At 63.1% G+C, this 23,564-nt stretch carries 33 protein-coding genes; 27 read left to right on the forward strand and 6 right to left on the reverse strand.

Annotation, left to right across the window (positions count from 1 at the left end):
* Positions 1-2 precede the first annotated feature (2 nt).
* Complete coding sequence (locus GM676_RS01505; RefSeq protein WP_155461600.1) at positions 3-896, reverse strand: NAD(P)/FAD-dependent oxidoreductase; 894 nt, start codon at positions 894-896, stop codon at positions 3-5.
* Positions 897-1,018: 122 nt separating this feature from the next.
* Here GM676_RS01505 and GM676_RS01510 point away from each other — a divergent pair, with 122 nt between their 5' ends.
* The 6 genes from GM676_RS01510 to GM676_RS01535 all read left to right on the forward strand — a co-directional run bounded on the left by GM676_RS01510 (position 1,019) and on the right by GM676_RS01535 (position 11,802).
* Entirely contained in the window at positions 1,019-1,654 is a 636-nt protein-coding gene (locus GM676_RS01510) for a TetR/AcrR family transcriptional regulator (RefSeq protein ID WP_371866058.1), read from the forward strand.
* Positions 1,655-1,794: 140 nt separating this feature from the next.
* A complete protein-coding gene (locus GM676_RS01515; protein ID WP_155461602.1) occupies positions 1,795-3,342 on the forward strand; it encodes an alpha-L-fucosidase in 1,548 nt (515 codons plus the stop codon).
* A 233-nt stretch (positions 3,343-3,575) separates the two neighbouring features.
* Positions 3,576-6,062, forward strand: a complete 2,487-nt coding sequence (locus GM676_RS01520; RefSeq protein WP_155461603.1) for a cellulose binding domain-containing protein — start codon at positions 3,576-3,578, stop codon at positions 6,060-6,062.
* A 12-nt stretch (positions 6,063-6,074) separates the two neighbouring features.
* A complete protein-coding gene (locus GM676_RS01525) occupies positions 6,075-6,662 on the forward strand; it encodes a PEP-CTERM sorting domain-containing protein (RefSeq protein ID WP_155461604.1) in 588 nt (195 codons plus the stop codon).
* Positions 6,659-9,175: a glycosyl hydrolase 115 family protein gene (locus GM676_RS01530; protein WP_155461605.1), complete on the forward strand. Its 2,517-nt coding sequence runs from the start codon at positions 6,659-6,661 to the stop codon at positions 9,173-9,175. Before GM676_RS01525 ends, GM676_RS01530 begins: the two co-directional genes overlap by 4 nt.
* A 23-nt stretch (positions 9,176-9,198) precedes the next feature.
* Complete coding sequence (locus GM676_RS01535) at positions 9,199-11,802, forward strand: glycoside hydrolase family 2 protein (protein WP_155461606.1); 2,604 nt, start codon at positions 9,199-9,201, stop codon at positions 11,800-11,802.
* On the opposite strand, the gene GM676_RS32905 is transcribed toward GM676_RS01535, so the two are convergent.
* The 3 genes from GM676_RS32905 to GM676_RS01550 form a co-directional block, all read right to left on the reverse strand.
* Positions 11,793-12,086, reverse strand: coding sequence for a diguanylate cyclase domain-containing protein (locus GM676_RS32905; protein ID WP_371866060.1), 294 nt, complete (start codon positions 12,084-12,086; stop codon positions 11,793-11,795). The two genes, GM676_RS01535 and GM676_RS32905, sit on opposite strands and share 10 nt — an antisense overlap.
* Positions 12,053-12,388, reverse strand: a complete 336-nt coding sequence (locus tag GM676_RS01545) for a helix-turn-helix domain-containing protein (RefSeq protein WP_155461608.1) — start codon at positions 12,386-12,388, stop codon at positions 12,053-12,055. Before GM676_RS01545 ends, GM676_RS32905 begins: the two co-directional genes overlap by 34 nt.
* 94 nt (positions 12,389-12,482) lie before the next feature.
* Positions 12,483-12,797: a helix-turn-helix domain-containing protein gene (locus GM676_RS01550; protein WP_155461609.1), complete on the reverse strand. Its 315-nt coding sequence runs from the start codon at positions 12,795-12,797 to the stop codon at positions 12,483-12,485.
* 233 nt (positions 12,798-13,030) lie between these two features.
* Here GM676_RS01550 and GM676_RS01555 point away from each other — a divergent pair, with 233 nt between their 5' ends.
* Both GM676_RS01555 and GM676_RS01560 read left to right on the forward strand, forming a co-directional pair.
* Positions 13,031-13,279, forward strand: a complete 249-nt coding sequence (locus GM676_RS01555; protein ID WP_155461610.1) for a hypothetical protein — start codon at positions 13,031-13,033, stop codon at positions 13,277-13,279.
* 97 nt (positions 13,280-13,376) lie between these two features.
* The gene (locus tag GM676_RS01560) at positions 13,377-13,631 is read left to right on the forward strand and encodes a hypothetical protein (RefSeq protein WP_155461611.1); all 255 of its coding nucleotides are present in this window, start codon (positions 13,377-13,379) and stop codon (positions 13,629-13,631) included.
* Between the two features lie 137 nt (positions 13,632-13,768).
* Here GM676_RS01560 and GM676_RS01565 read toward each other — a convergent pair whose 3' ends face one another.
* Complete coding sequence (locus GM676_RS01565) at positions 13,769-14,182, reverse strand: hypothetical protein (protein WP_155461612.1); 414 nt, start codon at positions 14,180-14,182, stop codon at positions 13,769-13,771.
* A 36-nt stretch (positions 14,183-14,218) separates the two neighbouring features.
* Here GM676_RS01565 and GM676_RS01570 point away from each other — a divergent pair, with 36 nt between their 5' ends.
* From GM676_RS01570 to GM676_RS01655, 19 genes are all read left to right on the forward strand, one after another.
* Positions 14,219-14,467, forward strand: a complete 249-nt coding sequence (locus GM676_RS01570) for a hypothetical protein (RefSeq protein ID WP_155461613.1) — start codon at positions 14,219-14,221, stop codon at positions 14,465-14,467.
* A complete protein-coding gene (locus tag GM676_RS01575) occupies positions 14,467-16,230 on the forward strand; it encodes a replication endonuclease (RefSeq protein WP_155461614.1) in 1,764 nt (587 codons plus the stop codon). Before GM676_RS01570 ends, GM676_RS01575 begins: the two co-directional genes overlap by 1 nt.
* Before the next feature lie 2 nt (positions 16,231-16,232).
* A complete protein-coding gene (locus GM676_RS01580; RefSeq protein ID WP_155461615.1) occupies positions 16,233-16,394 on the forward strand; it encodes a hypothetical protein in 162 nt (53 codons plus the stop codon).
* A 6-nt stretch (positions 16,395-16,400) separates the two neighbouring features.
* Positions 16,401-16,580, forward strand: coding sequence for a hypothetical protein (locus GM676_RS01585; protein ID WP_155461616.1), 180 nt, complete (start codon positions 16,401-16,403; stop codon positions 16,578-16,580).
* Positions 16,581-16,584: 4 nt separating this feature from the next.
* Positions 16,585-16,908 carry a hypothetical protein gene (locus GM676_RS01590; protein WP_155461617.1) on the forward strand — a complete coding sequence of 108 codons (324 nt, stop codon included), beginning with the start codon at positions 16,585-16,587 and terminating at the stop codon, positions 16,906-16,908.
* Positions 16,905-17,435 (forward strand): hypothetical protein, encoded by a 531-nt coding sequence (locus GM676_RS01595; protein WP_155461618.1) that lies wholly within the window; start codon positions 16,905-16,907, stop codon positions 17,433-17,435. The genes GM676_RS01590 and GM676_RS01595 overlap by 4 nt, the downstream gene beginning before the upstream one ends.
* Positions 17,432-18,052 carry a hypothetical protein gene (locus tag GM676_RS01600; protein WP_155461619.1) on the forward strand — a complete coding sequence of 207 codons (621 nt, stop codon included), beginning with the start codon at positions 17,432-17,434 and terminating at the stop codon, positions 18,050-18,052. The genes GM676_RS01595 and GM676_RS01600 overlap by 4 nt, the downstream gene beginning before the upstream one ends.
* A gap of 99 nt (positions 18,053-18,151) precedes the next feature.
* Entirely contained in the window at positions 18,152-18,310 is a 159-nt protein-coding gene (locus tag GM676_RS01605) for a hypothetical protein (RefSeq protein ID WP_155461620.1), read from the forward strand.
* A 9-nt stretch (positions 18,311-18,319) separates the two neighbouring features.
* The gene (locus GM676_RS01610; RefSeq protein ID WP_155461621.1) at positions 18,320-19,144 is read left to right on the forward strand and encodes a major capsid protein P2; all 825 of its coding nucleotides are present in this window, start codon (positions 18,320-18,322) and stop codon (positions 19,142-19,144) included.
* A 12-nt stretch (positions 19,145-19,156) separates the two neighbouring features.
* Positions 19,157-19,417, forward strand: coding sequence for a hypothetical protein (locus tag GM676_RS01615; protein ID WP_155461622.1), 261 nt, complete (start codon positions 19,157-19,159; stop codon positions 19,415-19,417).
* Positions 19,417-19,707: a hypothetical protein gene (locus GM676_RS01620; protein WP_155461623.1), complete on the forward strand. Its 291-nt coding sequence runs from the start codon at positions 19,417-19,419 to the stop codon at positions 19,705-19,707. The genes GM676_RS01615 and GM676_RS01620 overlap by 1 nt, the downstream gene beginning before the upstream one ends.
* A 12-nt stretch (positions 19,708-19,719) precedes the next feature.
* Positions 19,720-20,355: a hypothetical protein gene (locus GM676_RS01625; RefSeq protein WP_155461624.1), complete on the forward strand. Its 636-nt coding sequence runs from the start codon at positions 19,720-19,722 to the stop codon at positions 20,353-20,355.
* 9 nt (positions 20,356-20,364) lie between these two features.
* On the forward strand, positions 20,365-21,090 hold the full coding sequence (locus GM676_RS01630) for a hypothetical protein (protein WP_155461625.1): 726 nt from the start codon (positions 20,365-20,367) through the stop codon (positions 21,088-21,090).
* Positions 21,090-21,671, forward strand: coding sequence for a lytic transglycosylase domain-containing protein (locus GM676_RS01635; protein ID WP_155461626.1), 582 nt, complete (start codon positions 21,090-21,092; stop codon positions 21,669-21,671). The genes GM676_RS01630 and GM676_RS01635 overlap by 1 nt, the downstream gene beginning before the upstream one ends.
* Positions 21,668-22,114 (forward strand): hypothetical protein, encoded by a 447-nt coding sequence (locus GM676_RS01640; RefSeq protein WP_155461627.1) that lies wholly within the window; start codon positions 21,668-21,670, stop codon positions 22,112-22,114. The genes GM676_RS01635 and GM676_RS01640 overlap by 4 nt, the downstream gene beginning before the upstream one ends.
* Positions 22,111-22,458, forward strand: coding sequence for a hypothetical protein (locus tag GM676_RS01645; RefSeq protein WP_155461628.1), 348 nt, complete (start codon positions 22,111-22,113; stop codon positions 22,456-22,458). The genes GM676_RS01640 and GM676_RS01645 overlap by 4 nt, the downstream gene beginning before the upstream one ends.
* On the forward strand, positions 22,458-22,637 hold the full coding sequence (locus tag GM676_RS01650) for a hypothetical protein (protein ID WP_155461629.1): 180 nt from the start codon (positions 22,458-22,460) through the stop codon (positions 22,635-22,637). The genes GM676_RS01645 and GM676_RS01650 overlap by 1 nt, the downstream gene beginning before the upstream one ends.
* A gap of 15 nt (positions 22,638-22,652) precedes the next feature.
* On the forward strand, positions 22,653-22,826 hold the full coding sequence (locus tag GM676_RS31505; RefSeq protein ID WP_170304177.1) for a hypothetical protein: 174 nt from the start codon (positions 22,653-22,655) through the stop codon (positions 22,824-22,826).
* Positions 22,826-22,981: a hypothetical protein gene (locus tag GM676_RS01655; RefSeq protein WP_155461630.1), complete on the forward strand. Its 156-nt coding sequence runs from the start codon at positions 22,826-22,828 to the stop codon at positions 22,979-22,981. Before GM676_RS31505 ends, GM676_RS01655 begins: the two co-directional genes overlap by 1 nt.
* A 118-nt stretch (positions 22,982-23,099) precedes the next feature.
* Here the strand turns inward: GM676_RS01655 and GM676_RS01660 are convergent, their stop codons facing one another.
* Entirely contained in the window at positions 23,100-23,471 is a 372-nt protein-coding gene (locus GM676_RS01660) for a hypothetical protein (protein WP_155461631.1), read from the reverse strand.
* Positions 23,472-23,564: the final 93 nt, after the last annotated feature.

Below are 23,564 nucleotides of genomic sequence, written 5' to 3' on the forward strand. Positions count from 1 at the left end.
GCTCAAACCAGCATCGATTGCTGGGCGAAGATACCTGCCATCGCGCCCTGCGATGATGCCTGGGTGACCGAGGGCAGGAAGGGCGTCGTCAGGTCGCCGGCGGCGTAGATGCCGGGCATGCTGGTCTGGCGGCGCTCGTCGACCTGGAGGACGGTGCCGGTGGGCGTATCCACCGTGGCCAGGCCCAGTGACGCATGCAGGCTTGCGGATGGCTTGTTGCGCGGCTGGGCGAACAGGATGTCGACCGCGACATGGCGGCCGTTTTCGAGATTGACGGTGGCGAGATGGCCCTGATGATGGGCGATCTCGACGATCCTGCCGTCGATAATGGCGACCTTGCGGCGCCCGAGATCGGCCTGGATATCGGGCGGAATGTCGTGGCCGTCGGCGAAGACAGTCAACTTGTCGGTCCAATCCCCGAACAGTTTGGCGGACTGGTGCGATTGCGGACCGGTCCAGAGCAGGCCCCAGTGCTGGCCGGCGACCTCAAAGCCGTCGCAATACGGGCAGGGCACGATGGACGTGCCCCAGCTTTCGGCAAAGCCCGGAACATCAGGCATCTGGTCGGTAACGCCGTAGCTCAGGATCAGGCGGCGCGCCTGCAGGCACTCGTTATCGTCGGTGACGACCGAGAAATCGTCGATTGCACCGGACACGCTCTCGGCGCGCGCGTTGACCAGCTTGATCGTTGGATAGCGTGCCAGCTGCTGCCGCGCCTCGGCCAGGATGTCCAGCGGCGGCTTGTGATCGTGGCCGAGCAGACCGTGCGAATGGCCGGCGAAGCGGTTGCGCGGCCGGCCGGTATCGAGCACGGTGACCTGGCGGCGGGCGCGGCCGAGTTGCAGAGCAGCGGCGAGGCCGGCAAAGCTGCCGCCGATGATGATGACGTCATTCATGGCAATGAACTCCGTGTTGTGGATGGAAGGGACACCAAGCTTGGTGCATCGGCTTGCGAATTTTAAATACTGTGTGGTATCCTAATTCTTGAATATGAATACTGTCAAGTACTGGAATTATCGTGACCGAAAATAATCAGGGCCGGCGCGGCCGGCCAGCCAACGAGGCGCTGGGTCAGACGATCATCGACGCCGCCTACGAACTCTTTGTGGAATTGGGTTTTCAAGCGACCACAATGGACAAGGTCGCCCAGCGGGCGAAGATATCCAAGCTCAGCATCTATCGGCATTTTGAGAATAAGGAGGCGCTGTTCGGCGCGGCCGTCTCGGCCCGCTGCCACCAGTTCGCGCCACAGGCGCTTTTTGAAGGTGTCGAGGGTTCGGCCGAAGATCAGCTCATGGCGGTGGGATCATCCTTGCTGCGCACCCTGTTGAACCCGGACGTCAGCGGTGTCGAAACCATGGTCATGGCCGACAAGACGAATCAAGCGTTGTTAAGCAAGCGCCATTACGAAGCCGGGCCCGCCCATGTCATCGCCCAAATCGAGGCCCTGCTACGCCGGTTGCACGCAAAGGCGGTGCTGAACGTTCCCGATCCGCTCCAGTCCGCCCGCCTGTTTGCCGCGCTGTTCAAAGGTTCCGATCTGCTGATTATCGCGCGCTTTGATAAGGCGAGAGCAGGGGACGACAATGAAATCGAATCCTATTGCCGCTCGGCCGTCGCCATGTTCCTCGCCGCGCACGGTGGCTCGGTATAGTGCGCTAACCTGAATCCATGCGGATGAGGTTACGAAATTTACCAGTCGCAGAACAAAATTCCTCAAGCCGAGGCACAGTGGCATCCCCTCCGTTAGAATCCCCCGCTTGCGCATCTCGAAAAAATAATGGAGACAATTCTATGACTATCGGCATCGCGCGATGGGGGATGTTTGGCCTGTTGGCTTGCAGCCTGGGGCAATCGCACGGGGATGATTACACCCCGCCGCAACAGCCCGGCCAGTTCAACGCCACCCCCGCATCGCTGAAGCAATACCGCACCCCGGACTGGTTCCGCGACGCCAAATTCGGCATCTGGTCGCACTGGGGGCCGCAAGCCGTGCCGCGCGCAGGCGATTGGTACGCCCGCAATATGTATCTCGAGGATACGCCCCAGTATCAGCAGCACCTGAAACAGTACGGCCATCCATCCAAGTTCGGTTACAAGGACATCATTCCCTTGTGGAAGGCCGAACGCTTCGATCCCGATGCGCTGATGGCGTTGTACGCGAAGGCTGGCGCCAAGTATTTCGTCAGCATGGGAGTCCACCACGACAATTTCGATTTGTGGAATTCGCGCTACCACAGCTGGAACGCCGTCAACATGGGACCGCACCGCGATATCGTCGGCGCCTGGCAGCGGGCCGCGCAGAAAGCCGGCTTGCCGTTCGGGGTGTCCGAGCATCTGGGCGCGAGCTTTGGTTGGTTCGCCTCCAGCCATGGCCATGACAAGAGCGGGCCCATGGCCGGCGTGCCGTATGACGGCGCCAACCCGGCCAACCAGGAGCTCTATCATTCCGGTAACGAGGCCTATCTGTCGATGTCAATTTATGGCGACAACTGGTACACCACCGATCAGGCATGGCATCGTGAATGGTTCAGGCGTGTGAGCGATCTGCTCGACACCTATCACCCCGATTTGTTGTATTCCGATGGCGGTATTCCGTTCGGCGTGGTCGGCCGCACTCTGCTGGCGAACTATTACAACGCCAACATGGCCGCCCACGGCGGCAAGTTGAACGCGGTGTATAACCACAAGGACGGCGGTGAATTCATTGCCGAGGCGGGCGTGCAGGATGTGGAGCGGGGCGTGTTAAAAGGCATCAATCCCTTGCCGTGGCAAACCGATACCTCCATCGGCGACTGGTTTTATAGCGATGGCTACAAGTACAAATCGACCACCGAGATCATCCACATGCTAGCCGACATCGTCAGCAAGAACGGCAACTTGCTGCTGAACGTGGTGCAGTATCCGGATGGCAGCTTGCCGCCGGAGTCACGCAAGTTCCTGGACGAGATGGCGGTCTGGATCGGCGTTAACGGCGAGGCGATCTACGGCACCCGTCCATGGAAAGTGTTTGGCGAAGGACCGACCGAGGCCGCCACCGGTGCGATGAAGGAGGGCACGGCATACACCCCTCAGGATATCCGCTTCACCGCCAAGGGCGACGCGGTGTACGCCATCACGCTGGGTGTCCCGGACCGGCAGGTGACGATCCAGTCGCTGGGCAAGCGGGCAGGCCACATCGCCACGCCGATCCGCGCTGTGTATTTGTTGGGGAACAAGGTGGCGTTGAAATGGACCCAGCGCGACGATGCGCTGGTGGTCGCGCTGCCGCCGCAGCTGCGGATGGAACACGCTGCGGCACTGAAAATCATGGTCGACCAAGCCCAACTGGCGCCACGCTGATGCGAGCCGGCGAGTTGATTTTCCTCGACAACGGCAGCACCAAACTTTCCGTGGTCAAGTTTTGTGGCGACAGCGATATAGTGACATTGGGCCGACGCGCTGAGCATGCGCCCTCGCCGAAATATTGTTTTGCGCTCTGCTCAATTTCATAATTGACCGCCGCACCCCGACTTCCGAGAATGGTCGCACGCGCGCCTGTGCGCGGGCACATAATGAGAAAGACGCGGGGAACCATGAAAATCAAACCGATGTTGGCGCTGCTGGTGGCGGCGCTGGGACTGCCATCCGCCGCAGGCGCGGAAAACTATCACTGGGATACGGTGGCGATGGGCGGCGGCGGCTATGTCTCCGGCCTGATCGCCAGCAAGACCGAGCGTGGCATCATTTACGCCCGCACCGACGTCGGCGGCGCCTACCGCTGGGACGCGCAAAACACCCGCTGGATTCCGCTGACCGACTGGATCAGCGAAGCCGACAACGGCCTGATGGGCATCGAGTCGCTGGCGGTCGATCCGCGCAGCGCCGCCAAGGTCTACATGCTGGCCGGCACCAGCTATAACAGCGGCGCCAAATCGGTGGTGCTGCGCTCCAGCGACTACGGCAAGACCTTCGCCCAGACCGAGGTCACCAGCCAATTCCACATCCACGGCAATGGCATGGGCCGTGGCAACGGCGAAAAGCTGCAGGTCGATCCGGGCAACAGCGATGTGCTGTACGCCGGCAGCCGCGACAACGGCCTGTTCCGCAGCGTCGATGCCGGCGCCAGCTGGAACCGGCTGCCCGGGCTGGAGGTGGCCACCACGCCCAACGGCAACGGCATCAGTTTCGTGCTGCTTGATGCAACCAGCGTGGACGGCGGCGCGGCCCAGCGCATGTTCATCGGCATCTCGCGCTTCGACTCGGTTGGCCCCAACCTGTATTTCAGCTATGACGGCGGCGAAAGCTTCGTGCCGGTCGAGGGCGGCCCAACCGGCCTGATGCCGCAACGCGCCGTGCTGTCGCCGGACGGCCTGCTGTACATCACCTACGCCAACGGCGCTGGCCCACATTCGGCCGACGGCGAGCCGATGGATGCCGGCCAAGTGTGGGAATACGACGCGGTGGGCGGCAACTGGACCAACATCACCCCGACCATCGAATATGCCCACCCGTACGCCGGCATCGCAATGGACCCGACCAATCCCAAGCGCCTGGTGCTGACCACCACCAATACTTACTGGACCCAGGGCAAGAGCTACGGCGACCAAATCTTCACCAGCACCGACGCCGGCCGCCACTGGACCAATGTGGTGCGGCGCGGCTTTGAACTGGATCCGATGGGCATTCCCTGGATCGACAACGGCTACATGATCCAGTGGGCCGGCTCGGTGGAATTCGATCCCTTCAATCCCAAAACCGTGTGGGTCACCTCGGGCAACGGCGTGTTCCGCACCACCGACATTGACGCCACCACCGGCAAATGGGGCTTCATGGTGCGCGGCATGGAGGAAAGCGGCGCATACGACATCCAGAGCCTGACCGACGGCACGCTGGTGACGGTGATCGGCGACTTCGACGGCTTCGTCAACACCGATCCCTCGCAATACGGCGTGGAGCACAAGCCGCACATGGGCACCACCACCGGCCTGGCCGTCGCGGCGCAGGACAACCGTTACCGGGCGCGCGTGGGCAGCGCGCTGTACACCACCAGCGACAGCGGCGCCAACTGGGCCAAGGCGCCAGTGCTCAACGGCACGCAGGGTAATGTCGCGCTGTCGGCCAACGGTCTGGTGCTGCTGCACAGCCCGGCTAACTCGGCCACTACCTACCGCTCGACCAACAACGGCGCCAGCTGGAGCGCGGTCGGCGGCCTTGGCGTCACCAATGCGCGCGTGGTGGCGGATCCGGTCAACCCGAACAAATTCTATGCCTACGACACCACCGGCAAGCTGATGGCCAGTACCGATGGCGGCGCCTCGTTTGCACTGAAGGGCACGCTGCCATCCAGCGGCTCGGACGTGATCCGCGTGGCGCCGGGGCATGAGGGCGACCTGTGGGTGTGCCTGAACAGCCGCGGCCTGACACGCTCGACCGACGGTGGCGCCACCTTCAACAAGATCGGCACCGTCAACCAGTGCACCGCGGTCGGCTTTGGCAAGGCCGCGCCAGACAGCAACTACCCGACTATCTATATGTTCGGCACGGTCGGCAGCGTGTCCGGCATGATGCGTTCGACCGATGGCGGCGCCAGCTGGGTGCGCCTGAACGACGACGCCCACCAGTACGGCGGCGCCGCCGCCTCGCATATCGTGACCGGCGACATGAATATCTACGGCCAGGTCTACATGAGCACCAACGGCCGTGGCGTCGCTTACGGCAAGCCGACCGGGCAGGGCGAAGTGATCGCCACGCCGGTGACCGCCGGACCGCCAGTACGCACTGGCCCGCCCAACGAATGCCGTTACGATATCGCGACCGCGTGGCAGGGCGGCTATATCGCCAATGTCAGCATCAAGAACAACGGCGCGGCGCCGATCAATGGCTGGTCGGTCAACTGGAGCTATACCGACAACTCGGTGGTGCAAAGCCTGTGGAATGCCAACCTGACCGGCAGCAGCCCGCATTACTCGGCCTCGGACGTGGGCTGGAACGCCTTTATCGCGCCAGGCGCCACCGCCAGCTTTGGCATGGTCGTGGCCGGCTCGGCCATCCCCACCGTCAGCGGTGACGTCTGCAACTAATCGGGACTTCTCATGAAAAACACATTCAACGCCTTCCTCGCCGCCGCTGCATTGATGCTGGCAGCCCACAGCCACGCCGCCGTGGTCACTTTTGACGACCTGGACGCCGGCGGCAAGCTGTCGAGCATGTCCAAAAACAACCCTTACGCCGACCTGACCTGGAACAGCAGCTGGTACCTGGGCGTGGACAGCGTGGCCGGCTACAGCAACGCGGCGCACTCGGGCCACCAGTTCCTGACCAACGGCTTCGGCGTCAACAACCTGAGCGTCGGCAGCGCCAACGCCTTCGGTTTCAGCGGCGCCTGGTTCGCCACGCCGGCCACCAACGGCGCCAAGGCGACCTGGATCAACATCACCGCCTATGACGCCGGTAATCACGTCATCGGCAGCACCGGCAACGTCGCCATCAATGGCAGCTACAGCTGGGTGGCGGCAAACTTCGCCGGTGTCTCGCGCCTGACGGTCACGCGCGACAAGGGCTGGTTCGTGATGGATGACTTCACCCTGGCCAGCGCGGTGCCGGAACCCGGCAGCCTGCCGATGCTGGGACTGGGTCTGGCGGTGATTGGCCTGTTGTACCGCCGTCGCGCCGCATCATGAACCGCCACCTCCGCCTTGGCGCCACGGTGGCGCTGTTCGCCTGGCTGGCGGCGTTGCCAGTGGCGCGGGCGCTGGAGATCACCAGCGCCGCATCTGCGGAACCAGGTGCGTTCAGCCTGGTGCGCGGGACCAGCGTTGCCGCCGTTGCGGTCGATGCCGGCGACGACCCGCTGGTGCAATTTGCCGCGCGCATGTTTGCCGGCGATGTGGCGCGGGTCAGCGGCAAGCGTCCGGCCGTGCTGGCCAGGGCGGAGGGAGGGCGCCAACTACTCATCGCCGGCACGCTGGGGCAAAGCCGGCTGATCGACCAACTGGCGGCCGAGGGCAAGCTGAAGGCGCTGGACCAGATCCGCGGCCGCTGGGAAGCCACCGTGACCCAGATGGTCGAGCGCCCGTTCCCGGACGTGGAGCGCGCCCTGGTGATCGTCGGCAGCGACCGGCGCGGCGCCGCGTATGGACTGCTGCAGCTGTCGGAACAGATTGGCGTGTCGCCCTGGTACTGGTGGGGCGATGTGCCGGTGCGATCGCGGTCCGTTCTGGCGATCCGTTCGCCGGGGCCGGAGGTTACGATGCCGGAGGTACGCTACCGCGGCATCTTCATCAATGACGAAGACTGGGGCATGCACGCCTGGGCCAAACAGACCTTCGAACCTGAGGCCGGCGGCATCGGGCCGAAAACCTACGAGAAGGTCTTCGAACTCATGTTGCGCCTGCGCCTGAACTACATCTGGCCTGCCATGCACGAGGTCAGCCGCGAATTCCATTCGGTGCGCGAAAACATTGTGTTGGCCGACAAGTACGGCATCGTGGCCGGTGCCTCGCATTGCGAACCCATGCTCTACAACAATGTGCATTGGAATCAGAAGGAGCGGGGGCCGTGGAATTACCTGACCAACCGCGACGCCATTTTCAAGACTTGGGAAGAGCAGGCCAGCGCGCGTGGCGGTATGGAGGCGGTCTGGACGCTCGGCATCCGCGGCATTCACGATCAAGGCATGCAAACGCCGCCCGGCGATATGCCGGGCAAGCTGAAAGTGATGAAGCAGGTGATCCAGGATCAGCGCAGCCTGATCAGGCAGCACGTCACGCCCAAATGGGGCACGGTGGCGCAGGCTTTCGTGCCGTACAAGGAAGTGTTGCCGATCTACGATGCCGGGCTGGCCCTGCCCGAGGATGTCACGCTGATGTGGACCGACGACAATTTCGGCTACCTCCGCCGTCTGAGCTCGCCTGAGGAGCGCCAGCGCAGCGGCGGTGCCGGCGTGTACTGGCATTTGTCCTACTACGGCGGCCCGCACTCCTATCTGTGGATTAATTCGACCGCGCCGGCGCTGATGTGGCAGGAACTGCACAAGGCGTGGGAGAACGAAGCGCGCACCATGTGGGTCATCAACGTGGGCGATATCAAACCGATGGAAATCGGCATGGACTATTTTGCCCGGTTTGCCTGGAAGCCGACCGCCTCCGGACCGGACTCGCAGCCACGTTTCCTGCGCGCCTTTGCGGCCGAACACTTCGGCGAGACGCTGGCGCCGGCCGTGGCCGATCTGCTGACGGAATTCTACCGGCTGGGCACCATCCGCAAGCCGGAGCTGATGATACGTTCGTGGGCGCTGTCGCTGCCGAGGGATCAGGCCGTCGAGCTGAGCGGCAGTTATGCGCGTCTGCTGGCCCGGGAGACGGCGCTGGCCGCCGCGATACCAACCGCCATGCGCGATGCCTACTTTGAAATGATCGGCTTCCCGGCGCGGGTGCTGGGCGCCACCGGCGTCATCTTCATGGCGGATCGTGCCGTCCAGCTGAATGAGCAGCCCGAAGCCCATGCCGCCGAGATTGCGCGTCAGCGCATTTTCCTGGAACAGCAGGTGGCCGCCTACAACGATACGGTCGCCAACGGCAAGTGGAAGGGCATGATGCCGGGACTGGTTACGGCACAAAATCCCGGCGCCTGGAACAGCCAGGTGCGCTGGCCTTGGGGCGAGCAGCCACGCCAGGCCGCCAGCCCGGCATCGTCGCTTGACGAGGGGCGTATCTGGCGGGCGGCGGCCGAGATGGTCCTGCAATCCGGGAGCGGCGTCGCGCGCTGGACGCCGATCGCCGGCCTGGGGCATACAGGCCGCGCGGTGGCACTCAAACCGGCCGGCCTCAGCTCGTCGTGGGAGGCGGGCGACAGCAAGGCGCCCACGCTGGCGTTGCAGTTTGAGGTCGGCTCATCGGCCGCCAGCGGCGAGGTCCTGATCGACTTCATGCCGACTTTCCGTCTCTACCCTGGCCGGAAACTGCGCGTCGGCGTGATGGTCGATCGACAGGCGCCCGTGCTGGTCGAGGTGCCAGGCTCGGGCGGTCAAGAAGACGAGTCCGGCAGCATCCGCCAGGAAGGTGTGCAAAACAACTTTGTCCGGGCGCGGATACCGCTGCCAGCGCTGTCGCCGGGCAAGCACGAGCTGAAGATCCAAGCTGTCGATCCAGGTGTGGTCATTGACCGGATCTCGCTACCGGCGGCCGCCAAATGACAACCCTGATACGTGGAGCAACAATGCGATTAACAACGACTGTGCTGGCTCGCTATGCGGCCAGCATCCTGCTGGCGCTGGCCGTGGTGGCTGGCGTGGCCGCCACCAGCGCCGCCAACGCCAGCGAGACCGCGGCGCGGCAGCGGCAGAACTTCAACGCCGGCTGGCACTTCCACCTGGGCGACATCGGCGGCGCCGAGAAAGTGGACTTTGACGACCGTGACTGGCAGGCGGTGGGCTTGCCGCACAGCTTCAGCACGCCGTACTTCCTGGCGCCCGAGGTGTACGTCGGCCATGGCTGGTATCGCAAGGACCTGGTGCTGCCGGCTGTGCCTGCGGGGCGCCGCTGGACGCTTGAATTCGAAGGCGCGTTCCAGACCGCCGAGGTGTATGTCAACGGCGCCAAGGCCGCGCGCCATCGGGGCGGCTATACCGGCTTCCCGGTTGATATCACCAGCGCGCTGCGGCCAGGACGCAACAGCATCGCGGTCCGGGTCGACAACCTGTGGGACCCGACGCTGGCGCCGCGCGCCGGCGAGCATATCTTCAGCGGCGGCCTCTACCGCGACGTCTGGCTGGTGACCACCGACGATGTGCACATCCCGTGGACCGGCACCTTTGTCACGACGCCCGGACTCAAGGGCCGCGATGGCGCCGTACGGGTAGCGACCGAAGTGCGCAACGGCGGCAACCGGGCCGAGCTGGTCAAGGTGCGCACGCGCATCGCCGACGCGCGCGGTGCCATCGTCGCCAAGTTGCCAGACGCGACCGTCCAGCTGCCGCCAGGTCAAACCCAGGAGGTCGTGCAGGAATCGCCGCACCTGTCGGGCCTGAACCTGTGGAGTCCGGAGACGCCAACGCTGTACCGCGCCGTCACCACGCTGGAGGTGGCGGGGCGGCAGCGCGACCGCTACGAGACGGAATTCGGTTTCCGCACCATCGAATGGACTGCGGACAAGGGCTTTTTCCTCAACGGCCAGCACCGTTACTTCCGTGGCGCCAATGTGCACCAGGACCAGGCCGGATGGGGCGACGCCGTGACCAACGCCGCCATCGAGCGCGACGTGCAAATGATGAAGGATGCCGGTTTCGACTTCATCCGCGGCTCGCATTATCCGCACGATCCGCACTTTGCCGAAACCACTGACCGCCTCGGTATGATGTTCTTGCCGGAAGCGCCGTTCTGGGGCACGGCCGGCATGGCCAGCCCTTGGGGCCGCTCAGCCTATCCGCCCGAAGCGGAACATCAGGCCGCGTTTGAGGAGAGCGTCAAACAGCAGCTGGCGGAACTGATCCGCATCAACCGCAACCGGCCGTCAGTGGTGGCGTGGGGCATGGACAACGAGGTGTTCTTCACCGACCAGAGCACCTTGCCGCAAGTGCGCAAGCTGCTGGCGGATGAGGTGGCCTTGTCGCACCGTCTCGATCCGACCCGGCTCGCGGCGGTGGACGGCGCCCAGCGCGGCGAGATCGACCGCATTGGCGACATCGCCGGCTACAACGGCGACGGCGCGGTGCTGTTCCCCAATCCCGGCATCCCGAACTTTGTGGCCGAGTACAACTCAGCCATTTCCGACCGCCCGGGCGCGTACGATCCGGGCTGGGGCGACATTGAGCACACGCCGGGCGCCAGGCGCGGCGAGCCGTCGAGCTGGCGTTTCCCGTGGCGGTCGGGGGAGGTGATCTGGGCTGGCTACGATCACGGCTCGATCGCCGGCAAGTTCGGCTCGATGGGTCTGGTCGATTATTTCCGTCTGCCCAAGCGCAGCTGGTACTGGTACCGCAACGCCTACCGCGGCATCGCACCGCCGGCCTGGCCGCAGCCGGGCAAGCCGGCAGCGCTACGCGTGACCGCCAGCAGCCCGGCGATCCGCCACGCCGACGGCACCGACGACGTGCAACTGGTGGTGACCGTGGTCGATGCCAGCGGCGCTCAGCTCAGCGACAGCCCACCGGTGCGTCTGTCACTGGAAGCAGGCCCGGGCGAACTGCCGACCGGGCGGAACATCCAGTTCACACCGGACGGCGACATCGCCATCCGCGATGGCAAGGCGGCCATCGCCATGCGCAGCTGGCAGCGTGGCGTGACGCGTATCCGCGCCACCTCGCCCGGTCTGGCCGATGGCGTGCTGACGGTGGCGACGCTGGACGGCCCGCGCTACGTGGAAGGCGTCACTCCGCTGGCGCCGGAGCGGCCGTATGTGGCGCGCAAGGTGGAAGTGGGGCCGGAACAGGCCTTCGGCCTGAAGAATCCGACCCAATCCAGCTCCAGTGCTGGCGGCCATGCCTCCTCGCTGGCCAATGATGGCGATGCTGGCTCGTGGTGGGCGCCGGCGGCCGGCGACGGCGAGCCGTGGATCGTGGTCGATCCCGAGCGGATCCTGAATTACCGCCGCCTGAGCGTACAGTTCGCGCCGGGCGGGCGCTGCGACTTCAGTGCCGAAACGCAGGACATGGGCGGCATCTGGCGACCACTGGCACAGGCGCAGGCCACGGCCGCTACGCTGGAGATCGCGGTTGACAACGTCACCGGACGCCGGCTGCGCTTGCGCTTGACCGCCGTCGCAGGCGCCACCTGCGGCGTTGCCGAAATCGGCATCCGGGGCACGCCCGCCACCTATTTTTGACCATGTCCGGCGGCGTGGCCGTAGGTATCGTTGACGTGCTTGAAGTGGTCGACGTCAAGCAGAAACAGGGCGCCGACGGTGTCATCGGCAGGCGGCTGCAGACTGGCCATGTAGTCCTGGAAATGGCGGCGGTTGTACAGGCCCGTCGACGGATCGATCAGCCTGCCCACGATGATCATCGGGTGCAGGCGGATCAGGCGCCGCTTGACGCCCGATATGCTGCGCCAGCGGTCGTCATATGCGTAGCCGATCACGAAACCGAACAGCGCGAAGAAAAAGTCCACGGCCAGATAACCATGGCCAGCGTCGGCCCGAAGTCCTGGTAGCGCTCGCGGATAATGGCCAGCGCGCTGGCGGCGATACCGGGCGCCAATTGGAAGTTGCTTGGCTTGCCGAGCTTGCGCGAAACCAAGCCGGCGGCACCAGCGTCAAGGTATCGTTGAATGAGCCGATTAATCTGGCGCCGCGTGATGTTAAGTCGTGCGGCAGCAGCGCTGGCCTTGATCTGGCCGGCGACGACGGCTTGGACCGTTTTGAGCCGGTCCAGCTCTTGCATCGACATGGTGGTGGTCTCGGGTTTTGGCATACCGAACTCCAGTGACGAAGTAGTCGCCACACAATCTTCGCATAATTTATAGACTGCTAAGTCGGCCTTTTACTGCCTATTGGCGCACGTAGAACTAGGCTACATGCGGGCCGTAGCCCAATAGGAGGTTACGAAAAGACGCGGAAAATTTTTCCGAAATGTCCTTCCAAAAGTCGGCAATTTCCGGCTTTTTGGCTCGCTCAATCTGGCCGTGCGCATAGATCGCATGGCCGTCCTCGCCCAAAATCTCCCCGATCTTCATAGCGGTTTCGATACCGAACGGCGATTTACCGTTACGCCATCCGCTGACGGATTCACGCGTCACGCCCAGAGCTTTGGAAATGGCGTAGTCGGAAGGCAAATCAAGTTTGGCCCGGACGGACTCCAGGTATTCGATGGTGGTTTTCATAGCTCTCCTCAGGGCTGTGGATGCGTTTAAACGCAGTAAACGAAGGATAGTCAAGTGTCAGGCAACGCGCAACCGTCAGGAATGACTTGACAGTCAAGATATGCCTGACATACATTGCGCATGTCGGATGGGCAACAAATGTCGCCCTCCTCAGGCAAATCGCGCTCCGCGCTGCCTATCCGACCTTCGCCTGAGGAGTAACAAGCTACGCAAAACCGCCTGAGGAGGCCGCAATGTCTGTTACACAAGATTACAAAATTCTTACGTTAACTCATTCGGAATACGAGGCCGTGCGTGCCGCGCTCGCTATTTACGAGGACCAGTGCAACGAGAATTACTGCTTCCGCTGCACCAAGGAAAACGGCGAGAAGCTAGCCGCCGCGCGGTCGGCGCTGGCAAAAGAGGCGGTAACGATAGATCACCGCAACCAGAACGAAGTAGCTGTCTACGTCGCAAAGTATCTGCGCAAGGTGGTCGAATGAAGGCCGCGATCATGGACGCATTGCAGATTGTCGCCGGCTGCTTGGTGATGATGTCCGGTCCCATCCTGTCAGCCCTCGGCTGGCTGAAAGGCTGACCATGCGCGACGCCAAAGACCACATCACAGCGGAAATCCCCGGCGTGAGGCCGTTGCCGAAACCGCGCCCCAAGCTGTACGCCAGCAAGGCCGAAAAACAGGCCGCCTACCGCGCCCGCAACAACGTGGTGGTGCGCACGATCCACCTGCCGGCCGACGTGGACGCCGGCTTACAGGCCGTGCTGGAAAAGAAAGGCGAGGGCATCAGCGCCGTGCTGGCCAAGCTCATTCAATCACAGCTGTTGAGGAAGCGCTGACTATGGGTGATTCGGATTTCAAGACGACGGAAGGTGAGGTGGCCAAGGCTGTGGCGTATGTCGCGTGCCAAAACCCGGCCGCGCTTTTGGCATTCATGGCTGGGATGCTCGTTGTAGCGGCAACACGGCCGGGCTTCTCAGTCGCGCTTTGTCGCGGAATTAATCAGGCCGCGAATATGCAGAAAGCCCCGGCCACCGATAAAGCCAAACAGGGCAAAAGCGACCTTTTCGGCGCTGGCGACTTGGTTGACGTAAGCCAGCATAGCGGTGGCGAAGAATCCTCCAAAAAGGACTAGGCCAATGAATACTGATTCAAGGGTTAAGGCCTTTTCCCACAACGCGGCTTGCTTCGCGTTGTTTTCCTTTATCGCGTCAAGCTCTTGGGACTTCATTTGCACGTATGCAGGCGCTAAGACCGGGAGTGCTGTCATAAGAGCCTGCACCATCGCGGCTGATTCTGCTGCTGCTTTCTCTTCCGGAGAGGGCTCAGGTTTTGGTGGTGGCAACGCCTCTGGTTTGGCATTTTCGGCGGCCGGTGCGGCATCTTCCATTTTTCCTCCTGTTAATAAAATGAGGAGTGTAGCAGCATGAACGCCATCACCAAGGAACACCGCATGGAACTGGCCCGCGTGTCGTTGTGGCCGCTCACCTCGCGGGCGGTGCGCGCTGCCGTCCTGATGATCGCCGGCATGTCGAAAGAACGCGCGGATGACCATCTGGACAGCTTCACGCCTGAAGAACGCACCGCCATCTGGGCGGCGGCAAGCACGCTGGAGCGCGATGCCCAGATCGTCGCGCAGTGCGCAGAGCGCTTTTACGTGGTCCGCGCCCACTGATGCCGACCGTACAGCAAGAGCGCGGCCAGCGCACCATCAAAGGCTTGCCTCAGCGCTGGGGCAAGCGTGCCTACCAGCAGTTGACGGAAGCCCGCGCTGGCAAGGTGCTGGGTGAGATGCCGGCCCGCTACTCGCGTCTGTCGGCCATTCTGGACGAGGTGACAAACGCACCGCTGCCTATCGATGCCACGGATGCCCAGCTGGTCATACTGGCTGAGCGTAGCGCGGGCGAGTGCGCCAGCGTGGCGGCGATGATCCACGATCCGAAAGCCCTGCGCGCCCGTCTGGCGTGGATGGTGACGAATCGCGGCCTACAGCCGCCGCAGATCGAGAACGACCGCCAATTCATGCTCCGGTGCGTAGATCCGGCGTGGTGGCGTCGCGGCCTGCGCCGGGTCCACGGCCGCGCCTTTGAGCATGCCGCCATGCGGCTGGGCTTTGTCAGTATCCGCAATGGTGCCTACGCCAGCAACGAAACCGTGGCGAGGCATGCAGGAGCGAAGCGCCGCAATGCCAGGACGCTCGCCAGCGTCACCATGACGAACGAACTTGGCCATGAATACGCGCTGGCCGAACTGGCGCTCAAGAGCGTCGCCAACAAGTCGATACGCCGCGCAGAGCTGATGCTGCGCATGCGCGGCTGCGAAGAGATTGCAAACGATCTGGAACACGCGGGCGTGTTCGTGACGCTCACCTGCCCGTCAAAATTTCATGCCGTGCTGGCCGCGTCCGGAACAACGAACCCGAACTACAACGATGCCACGGCGCGCGAGGCGCAAGCATACTTGGTGAACGTGTGGGCGTGCATCCGTTCGGCGTTGCACCGCTACGGAATCCGTCCCTACGGCTTCCGGATTGCTGAGCCCCATCACGATGGATGCCCGCACTGGCATATGTTGCTGTTCGTGCCGAAGCACAAGGCGCGCCGTCTGCAATCGATCATGCGTGATTACGCGTTGGCCGAGGACGGCGAAGAACCCGGAGCGAAGCGCAACCGCATCAAGATCGTCCGCATAGAGGCCGAAAAAGGAACGGCGGCAGGCTACATCGCCAAGTACGTTGGTAAAAACATCGACGGCGAGCATGTTGGCGACCAGCTGGACAACGACGGCAACGTGATCCCGGCCGACCTTGTGGGCGATGAGATCGTGAAGCCAGCCCAGCGCGTCGAGGCGTGGGCGTCCACATGGGGGATTCGCCAGTTCCAGCCGATTGGACAGCCGCCCGTGACGATCTGGCGCGAATTGCGCCGGGTCGGTGCGGAACAAGTGGAACACGCCCCGGACCACATCCGCGAGGCGTGGGAAGCCTGCCAGCGCGTGGAGGAGGTGGACGAAGAAACAGGCGAGGTCACCGCGACTAGCACGGCCAGCTTTGCGCGATACATCCGGGCGCAGGGTGGCGTGAACATGGGCCGCCGCTACGCCATCGCCATCGCCGCGCCTGTGGCCGAGCGGGAAGGGCGCTATGGCCTGACAATGCGCGCCATGCCGGCCGGCGTCTACTGCCGCACGGCGCCAGATATCGTCTACGCCAGCACTCGCTACGAATGGAAACGAACCACAGGCGCGGCGGCGCAAGCCGCCCCTTGGACTCGTGTCAATAACTGTACGGAGCATGCCGCAGAGAAGACGCCGGACTGGGTGCTTTTCGCCGCCCGGCCCACGCCGGTCGAGCCGCACGACGATACGGAGTGGTATGCCAATTTCGATTTCGCTTACTTCGGCACCGACGAGTGCCGGAAACACTACCTAAGGGAGTAACAATGCACGGTTTGATGAAGGCGGCGCTGGGCAAGCTCAGCGCCATGGCAAAAATGTACGTGCCGGCAGATATTCAGTCGGCGCTTCTGGAATACGGCGCGGAGATAGACCGCCTGCGCGCTGAGGTAATTGATCTGCGGTCGAAAATCAACGAAAAGGAGTAACAAGAGATGGGTTATCAAGTCATGCAGTCGGTGAAAATCGACAATGAGAAGCTGGAAGCGCACGGCAAGGCTGGCCACGTGGTGGAGGCCGTGCTGGACACCGACACCAAGAGCAAGGTAAGCGTCCGCTTGGACGACGACGGCGAGGTGTACGAGTTCGATCAAACCGAAGTGAAAGGGCTGTAAGACCATGGCCGCAGTCAAGACCAAGCTGGGCCGCATTCCTTGCGATTGCTGCGGCCACCTGACCGTCCTCAAACAGAACGAGGCCGGAACTTTAACCATGGGGTGCGACGAGTGCGACGTGTCGTCGTTCGCCAAAAAAGGCACGGCGGCGGCCGGCCGCTGGCTGGCCAAGCTGCCGCCAGCGGAGACGCCGCCAGCGCCCGCCGAGCAGCCGTCTGGCACTGTGCCTAAGGCACCCGCCCAGCAGCCTGCTGGCGACCCGCCAGCGAAGCCCAAAAAAGCCGCGCCGTTCGATCCGCTGGGCTACTTCGCTAAGGGGGTCGCATGAGCAACGAACTGGACGCACTCATGATGCAGGCCGGGGCGGTAGACGCCCAGATCGCCGCCACCGCGCCGGAAGCGGTGCAGGCGGCGGAAGAACAACAGGTATTGCTCAGCGTGGCGGACGAGAACAAGCGCGGCGTGCTGCTGGTGCTGGGGACCGCGCTGCCGGTGCTGGGCAAGCTGTATCCGTCCCTGCTGGCGGTCTACACGGACGAGGCGCAGGCCGCCATCGCGGAGACGGTCGGCCCCCTGCTGGCCAAGCATGGCATCGACCTGAAAGACTTCGGCGGCAACTACCGCGAGGAAATCGCCGCCGCGCTCGTATGCGGCCCCATCGCATGGGCGACGGTGCAGGCCGTCAAGGCCGACATCGCGGCGCGCGCCGAAGCGCCACAGCAGCCCGCCAAACCGCTCCCAGCTGGGCCGGCAGCGAAACCGGGGGATATCGCCTACCGCGCGCCGGAAGCGCCGCCAGAGGCCGGCAAAGCCGTGGAAACGCTGGGCACGCCTGCGGAGCTGAGCGGAGCATGATCACCAATCAGGCGAACAAGGCGGAAGTCATCGCCGTCATCGGCGCGACCGGGAGCGGGAAGGGCGTCTACATCAAGAACTACGCCCTCAAGAAATCGGACAAGCGGCTGCTGATCTGGGACTACATGCGGGAATACAGCGCGTTCGTGGACATGGCCACCGAAAATCTGCAACCGGTCATCGGCGCGATGAAGGGCGCGCAGTTCCGCGCCGCCTTTCAGCCGTCGTTCGATGACGCCGTGCGCAAGCAGCAGTTCGACATGTTCTGCAAGGCGGCCGTGCACGCCGGAGATGTGAGGCTGGTGGTCGAGGAACTGTCCTTTGTTACCTCGCCATCGTTCGCGCCGGCCGGCTGGAAAATGGTGTCGTCGGTCGGCCGCCACAAGGGGCTGCGCGTGATCGGTGCCAGCCAGCGGCCGGCGCAGGTGGACAAGGCGTTCTGGTCGAACTGCACAGAGATTCATTGCGGCTTCCTCAACTATGAGGAGGATCAAAAGACCATGGCCAAGGTGCTGGGCGTAACAATAGACGACATCAAGGGGCTGGAGCCGTTGCAATACTTCCACAAAGACGTGCGGACGAAAAAAATTGTCATGGGCCGCGTCAGGGTGCCTTAGGCACAGTGCCTAAGGCACGAAATTGGCGCTCTGCGCGCCTAAGGAAGAGAGTGAGTCCGTCGCAACGAATTCACTCTTTTTTTCTTTAGGACACCCAAAATGACGCAAACCGAAATGATGAAGCTGGGCATGGCGCTCGGCATCTGCTTCGCCGCCTACAAGTTCGTGGGCAATCCGCTGGTCAAAACCGCCGCGCTGGCCGTGGGCGGCGTGATCGTGGCCCGCAAGGTGCCTGTGCTGACCGACGCACTGGCGTAAGGAGGCACCATGGGCGCACGTATCAAACTCCTGCCGTTCAACAACGTCGTGGCCACCGGTCTGGCCACCTGCGATCTGTCCAACCTGCTGGGCTTCACCGTCGAGCGCATCATCTTGCAGCTGGGCGGCACCACCTTCACCAAGTCCATGGTTACCGGCATCCAGCTGAAAGCCAACGGCAAAATCATCTGGGACAGCACCGGTCCGCGCACCGACACCCGCAACCAGTATCGCGGCATCACCGCCAACGCCAGCTTCCTGACGCTGGACTTCGCGGAAATCCGCGCCAAGACCGAGCTGGGCCAGAATCTGGGTTGCCTGGACACCACGCAGGGCATCAGCAATCTCAAGCTGGAAATCAACGTCGCAGGCGCCACCGCGCCGACGCTGGCCGGCTTCGCGGAAGTGAATGCGCCGCAGATGGACCCGGCACAGGCGGCCACGCGCGGCCTGATCGCCAAAATCCACAGCTCCACGATCACCATCGGCGCGGCCGGCACCTTCTCGCTGTCGGTGCCGCACCTGTCGCCGCAGGACGGCGGTTCGCTGTTGAAGCGCATCGCGGTGTACTCGTCCAACATGACCGCGATGCTGATCAAGAAAAACGGCATCGTGATCGAAGACTCGATCAAGGCGCTGAACGACTTCAATCAAGGCGAATACCGCAAGGTGCCACAGGCCGGCCTGTACATGGTGGACTTCATCATTGACGACATCCAGTCGCAAGTGCTGAACACCCGCAACGCGCAGACCATGGAAGTGCTGGCCACCTTCTCGGCCGGCGAAACCATCACCATCGAGTCCGAACTGCTGGAACCGCTGGGCGCGTTCTAAAGGGAGGGCGGCATGGATGAAACCGCAGATAACGCATGGCTCAATGCCCGTCTGGGCAACGCCATTGATGTGTGGGTGGATCGCACGCTGAACCGGCCTCAGCTCGGCTATGACCCGGCGCAGGCCTACGGCATGGACGCCAACGGCAACCTGTATCAGCTCGGTCAGACGAACTCGCAGGTTGTCGCCCAAGTGAACTCCACCAAGGGCGGCAACAACAACCTGCTGTTGCTGGTGCTGATCGTCGGTGCCATCGTGATGGTGGCGAAATAATGGCGGCGGTTCCTACCGACCCGTGGAGCGCGGGGTTCATGGCGCTTGGCAGCATTGCCAAGCAGGAGCCGGTGTCGTCGGGCGCATCCAACCGCTCAACCGCAGTGTTCGACAACTCGGGCTTCGCAGTGAGTATCGGCGGCGGCACGGTGGCGACCAGCAAGACGGACGCGCCAACGGTCCCCCAGTCGGTGGGCCATGTGGTCAATGGCGTGGCGGGACTGCTGAGCAGCCCCGTCACCGTCATTGTCGTGGGGCTGGCGCTGTTCCTGTATCTCAAACACAAGTAACAAGGGACGAATATGGGCCTCTTCGGCGGTGGTAACAGCTCAAGCACCAACAGCACCACCAACAACAATTACGACAATCGACAGGTCATCACAAGCGACACGAAGAACTATGACCTGTCGGACAACAGCACCAAGGTGGACAACTCGACCAGCGTGGTCAACCTGCTGGACGGCGGCGCGATTGCCGGCATGGCGGCGGCGACGAAGGGCGCGTACGACTACGCGGACAACGTATTCGACGCGGCCACGGTGTACGCCAACGGCGTCAACAACAACAGCCTGGACGCCTTCAAGGTGGCCGCGGAATTGTCGTCCGACGCGCTGACCAGCACGCGGGCGTCGTATTCCGACGCCACCAAGCAGGTGGCCAACGCCTACGGCAATGCGGCCGCGATCCAGTCGGACGCGCTGAACGGCGCGAAGTCGGCGTTCACCGAGGCGACGAAACAGGTCGGCGCGGCGTGGAACACGGCGACCGATTCCATCCTGTCGGCGTTCAAGACGGCGCAGGTGGCCACGGCGGACGCACAGGCCGCCACGCAGTCGGCCTATGCGGACGCCAAGGGCACCAGCGGCGCGCAGCAAAAAATCATCTTCGCCGTGCTGGCCGTGGCCGCCGTGATGGCGCTGGCCACGATGCGAAAGTAAGGGGAACACATGCAATACGATTTCAAGCTCAGCGGCAACGGCGGCATGCAGATCGACGTGCAGGGCAGCTTCATCAAGTACAAGTCCGGCACCGGGGCGATTCGCGTCGTCACCAGCAAGGGCGGCTACATCGATCTGCTGCCGGGTCAGGGCGTGTGGGGCGTGGACTTCACGCGCCTGACGGTGCAAGACCGGAGCGGCAACGCCAACACCGGGGTACTGCTGGCCGGCGCGTACGACTTCCGCGACCAGACCATTCCGGGGACCGTCAGCGTGGCCGATGGCGGCATGAACTGGACGAACAACCTCAACTGCTTCATGGGGTCGGCCAGCGCGATTGCCAACGCCGGCACGCACAATATCGCGGCGCTGGCCAACCCGGCCGGCAACACCAAAAACGTCGTCGTGAAGTCGGTCAAGTGCAGCAGTGTCAGCGGCACTTACCTGACCTTGTTCCTTGCTCTCTACACGCCTGCCGGCAACACGAAAGCGCTGAACAAAAAAGGCGGCGGCGCGGTGTCGTCGGCCGTGCTGGATGCCGCACAGCTCGCCTCGGTGGCGGCCTTCGGCAATCCGCTGGCCATGCACTTTGACAATGTGAACGGCACGCCGCGCGACGTGGTGTTCCAAGAGCCGGTGGTGATCCCCCCGGGATACGCGTTGATCTACCGCCCGGGCAACACGACCGGCGGCGCGGGCGACATCACTTTCGATTTCCGCGAGGAAGTCATCTGATGCGTGCCGTGACCGTGGCGGCGGCGCTGGTGCTGGCCGGCGCGGTCATCTACTACGCATGGCCTCGCAGCCAGGGCGATGACGAGGCCGGCGGAACGGCCGGCGACGACGAATCGAATTTCATTATGGATGGACTGGAAGACATGAACAGCAAAATCAGCGACTGGCCTATCGGCTCGGGACCATATCAGGACGCGATCACGGCGGCGGCCAGCGCCTACGGCGTGCCGGTGGCCATTCTGGCGTGGCTGCTGTGGAAGGAAAGCCGCTACAGCCCGAACATCATCAGCGGCGCGAAGCGCTCGGCCGTGGGCGCGATGGGCATCGCCCAGTTCATGCCGGCGACGGCGGCCGAGGAGCTGGGGAGTGCAGATGCTGCGCTTGATCCGGCGCTGGCTATCCCCGGCGCGGCGCGCTATCTGGCCAAGCTGAAAGCCCGCGTGGATACGTGGGCCGAAGCGCTGGCCGCATACAACTGGGGCATCGGCAACGTGACCCGCAAGGGGCTGGCCGTCGCGCCGGCCGAAACCGTGGACTACTACACGACCATTCTGGCGAAAGCAGGGGGTAACTACGCATGAGTAACAATGTACTTTTGGCGGTCGCCATCGGCGCGGCCGTGTTCCTCGTGGTGCAGAAACAGGCGAAGGCCAGTTCGGTCAATCCGGGCGGCACCGTCAAGGTGCTGACGCCGCAGCAGGTTGCCGCCGGCCGGCAGCAGTCGGCCAACGTCAACGCTGACATGTGGACGCGGCTGCTCGGCAAGGGCTTTACGGACTTGGCGGCCGGTAGCGCGGCCATCGGCAAGAACGTATTCGGCCAGCTCACCTCCAGCGACGGCAAGCCGATCAACGGCGGCGACCCGCTGAGCTTCTACTACCAGCTACAGGCGGGCGATGCGGTAGACCTGCCGTCGATGGGCGGCTATGAATTGCCGGGCGCCGGCTCCACCATGCCGGTGCTGGACTGGGATAGCGGCGGATCGCGCGGATACGACTGGAACGACATTGCGGGGCTGGCATGAGCATCAAGGGTGATCTGATCGCAATCGGGATTGCCGGCGCTGTGGTGCTGGCTGTGGGCTGGTACGCGAAGAAGGGGTTGGCGGGCCTGCGCGACAGCGCGAAAGGAACCGTCAAGGAAATCTACACAGAAGCGGCCCATGCAATAGAAAACGTAGGGCAGGTGTTCAAGCCGACAGCAGAGGACGTTGACCTGAAAGACGCGATCAATGCGCCGGCCCGCCTTATCGACAGCTATATCAACGCGGCCGGCCAGCTCATTACTGGCAATCCAAACTGGAATCAGGCCAGCGTGATGCACCGGATCGATGGCGACTTCGGCGTGCTGCCGGGCGAGGGCTGGTGATGGCTGCAAACCTGTCAAAACTGATCCCGGCACCGGTCGAAGTGGGACGCGAGGCGCTGACCGTGCTGGGCGGCCTGCTGATCGCGGCCTTCATCCTGTCGCGCTTTCCAAAAATCCGTGACTTCGTGGCGGGCCAATCCATCACGGTCAAAGATAGCAGTAACAACATACTTTTCTAAAACAAGGGGAACATGATGAAACGACTCAAAGAAGCATCCACCTGGGCGGGCGTGGCGGGCATCCTGCAAGCGCTGAAAGCCTTCCTGCCGCAGCATGCTGCCGTGATTGACGGCCTGACCGTCGTGGCCGGCGCGGTGGCCGCCGTGGTGCCTGAAAAGGGTACGCCAGCGCAGGACGTGGCCAAGTAATGAACGTCGATTGGGCGCAGGTAATTTTGGGCGTGGTCGGTCTGATCGGCTCGGGCGTACTGGCACAGGGTTTGGGTGCCTTACGCTGGGCCGCAGGGGTTGAACTGCGATTGCAAAAGCTGGAACAGCAGGAGGTGAAAAATGGCAAAGACTAAGCGCAAGACTCCACCGCGCAACGCGAACGGCCGCTTTAAAAAGCGCAAAAAGTAAGCATGAAAATTCACATCAAAGAAGTCGCCATGTTGCTGGCGGTGCTGTATGCGATCAAGGCGCTCAGCGCGAAGGCAACGCAGCCAGCATAACCCGGTCGACTGGGTTAAATTCATCACGCCGCAGATCGGTTATCTGCGGCGTTTTCTTTTCTGCCGGCCGGCGTAGTTCAAGCTGGCCTTCGTGCGTGACGACGCCAAGCCCGCGCTGTGGTCTGATGCCCATCTGGCGCAGTTGCTGATCCGATTCCATGCGTTGCAGGCGCATGATTTCCGGAACCCACCATGGCACGCGTGTTTTGCCGCTGGCCCAGTCCTTTACCGTGCGTTCATCGCGACGCAGGCGGCGGGCAACGTCGCGGACGGTGCCGTGGTCGGTGGTGATGTAGTAAGCCAGTTCGGAGGGACTGCCGTATCTTAAATTTGGGTAACGCAAATTAACTCCTTGATAAGATAAAAAGAAAGCCCACGATAACGTGGGCTTGTCAAAATCAAAACGCCGAATAGGAGGCTATATGGGTATATTGTT

The organism is Duganella radicis, assembly GCF_009720825.1.
Classification (GTDB): Bacteria; Pseudomonadota; Gammaproteobacteria; order Burkholderiales; family Burkholderiaceae_D; genus Rugamonas; species Rugamonas radicis.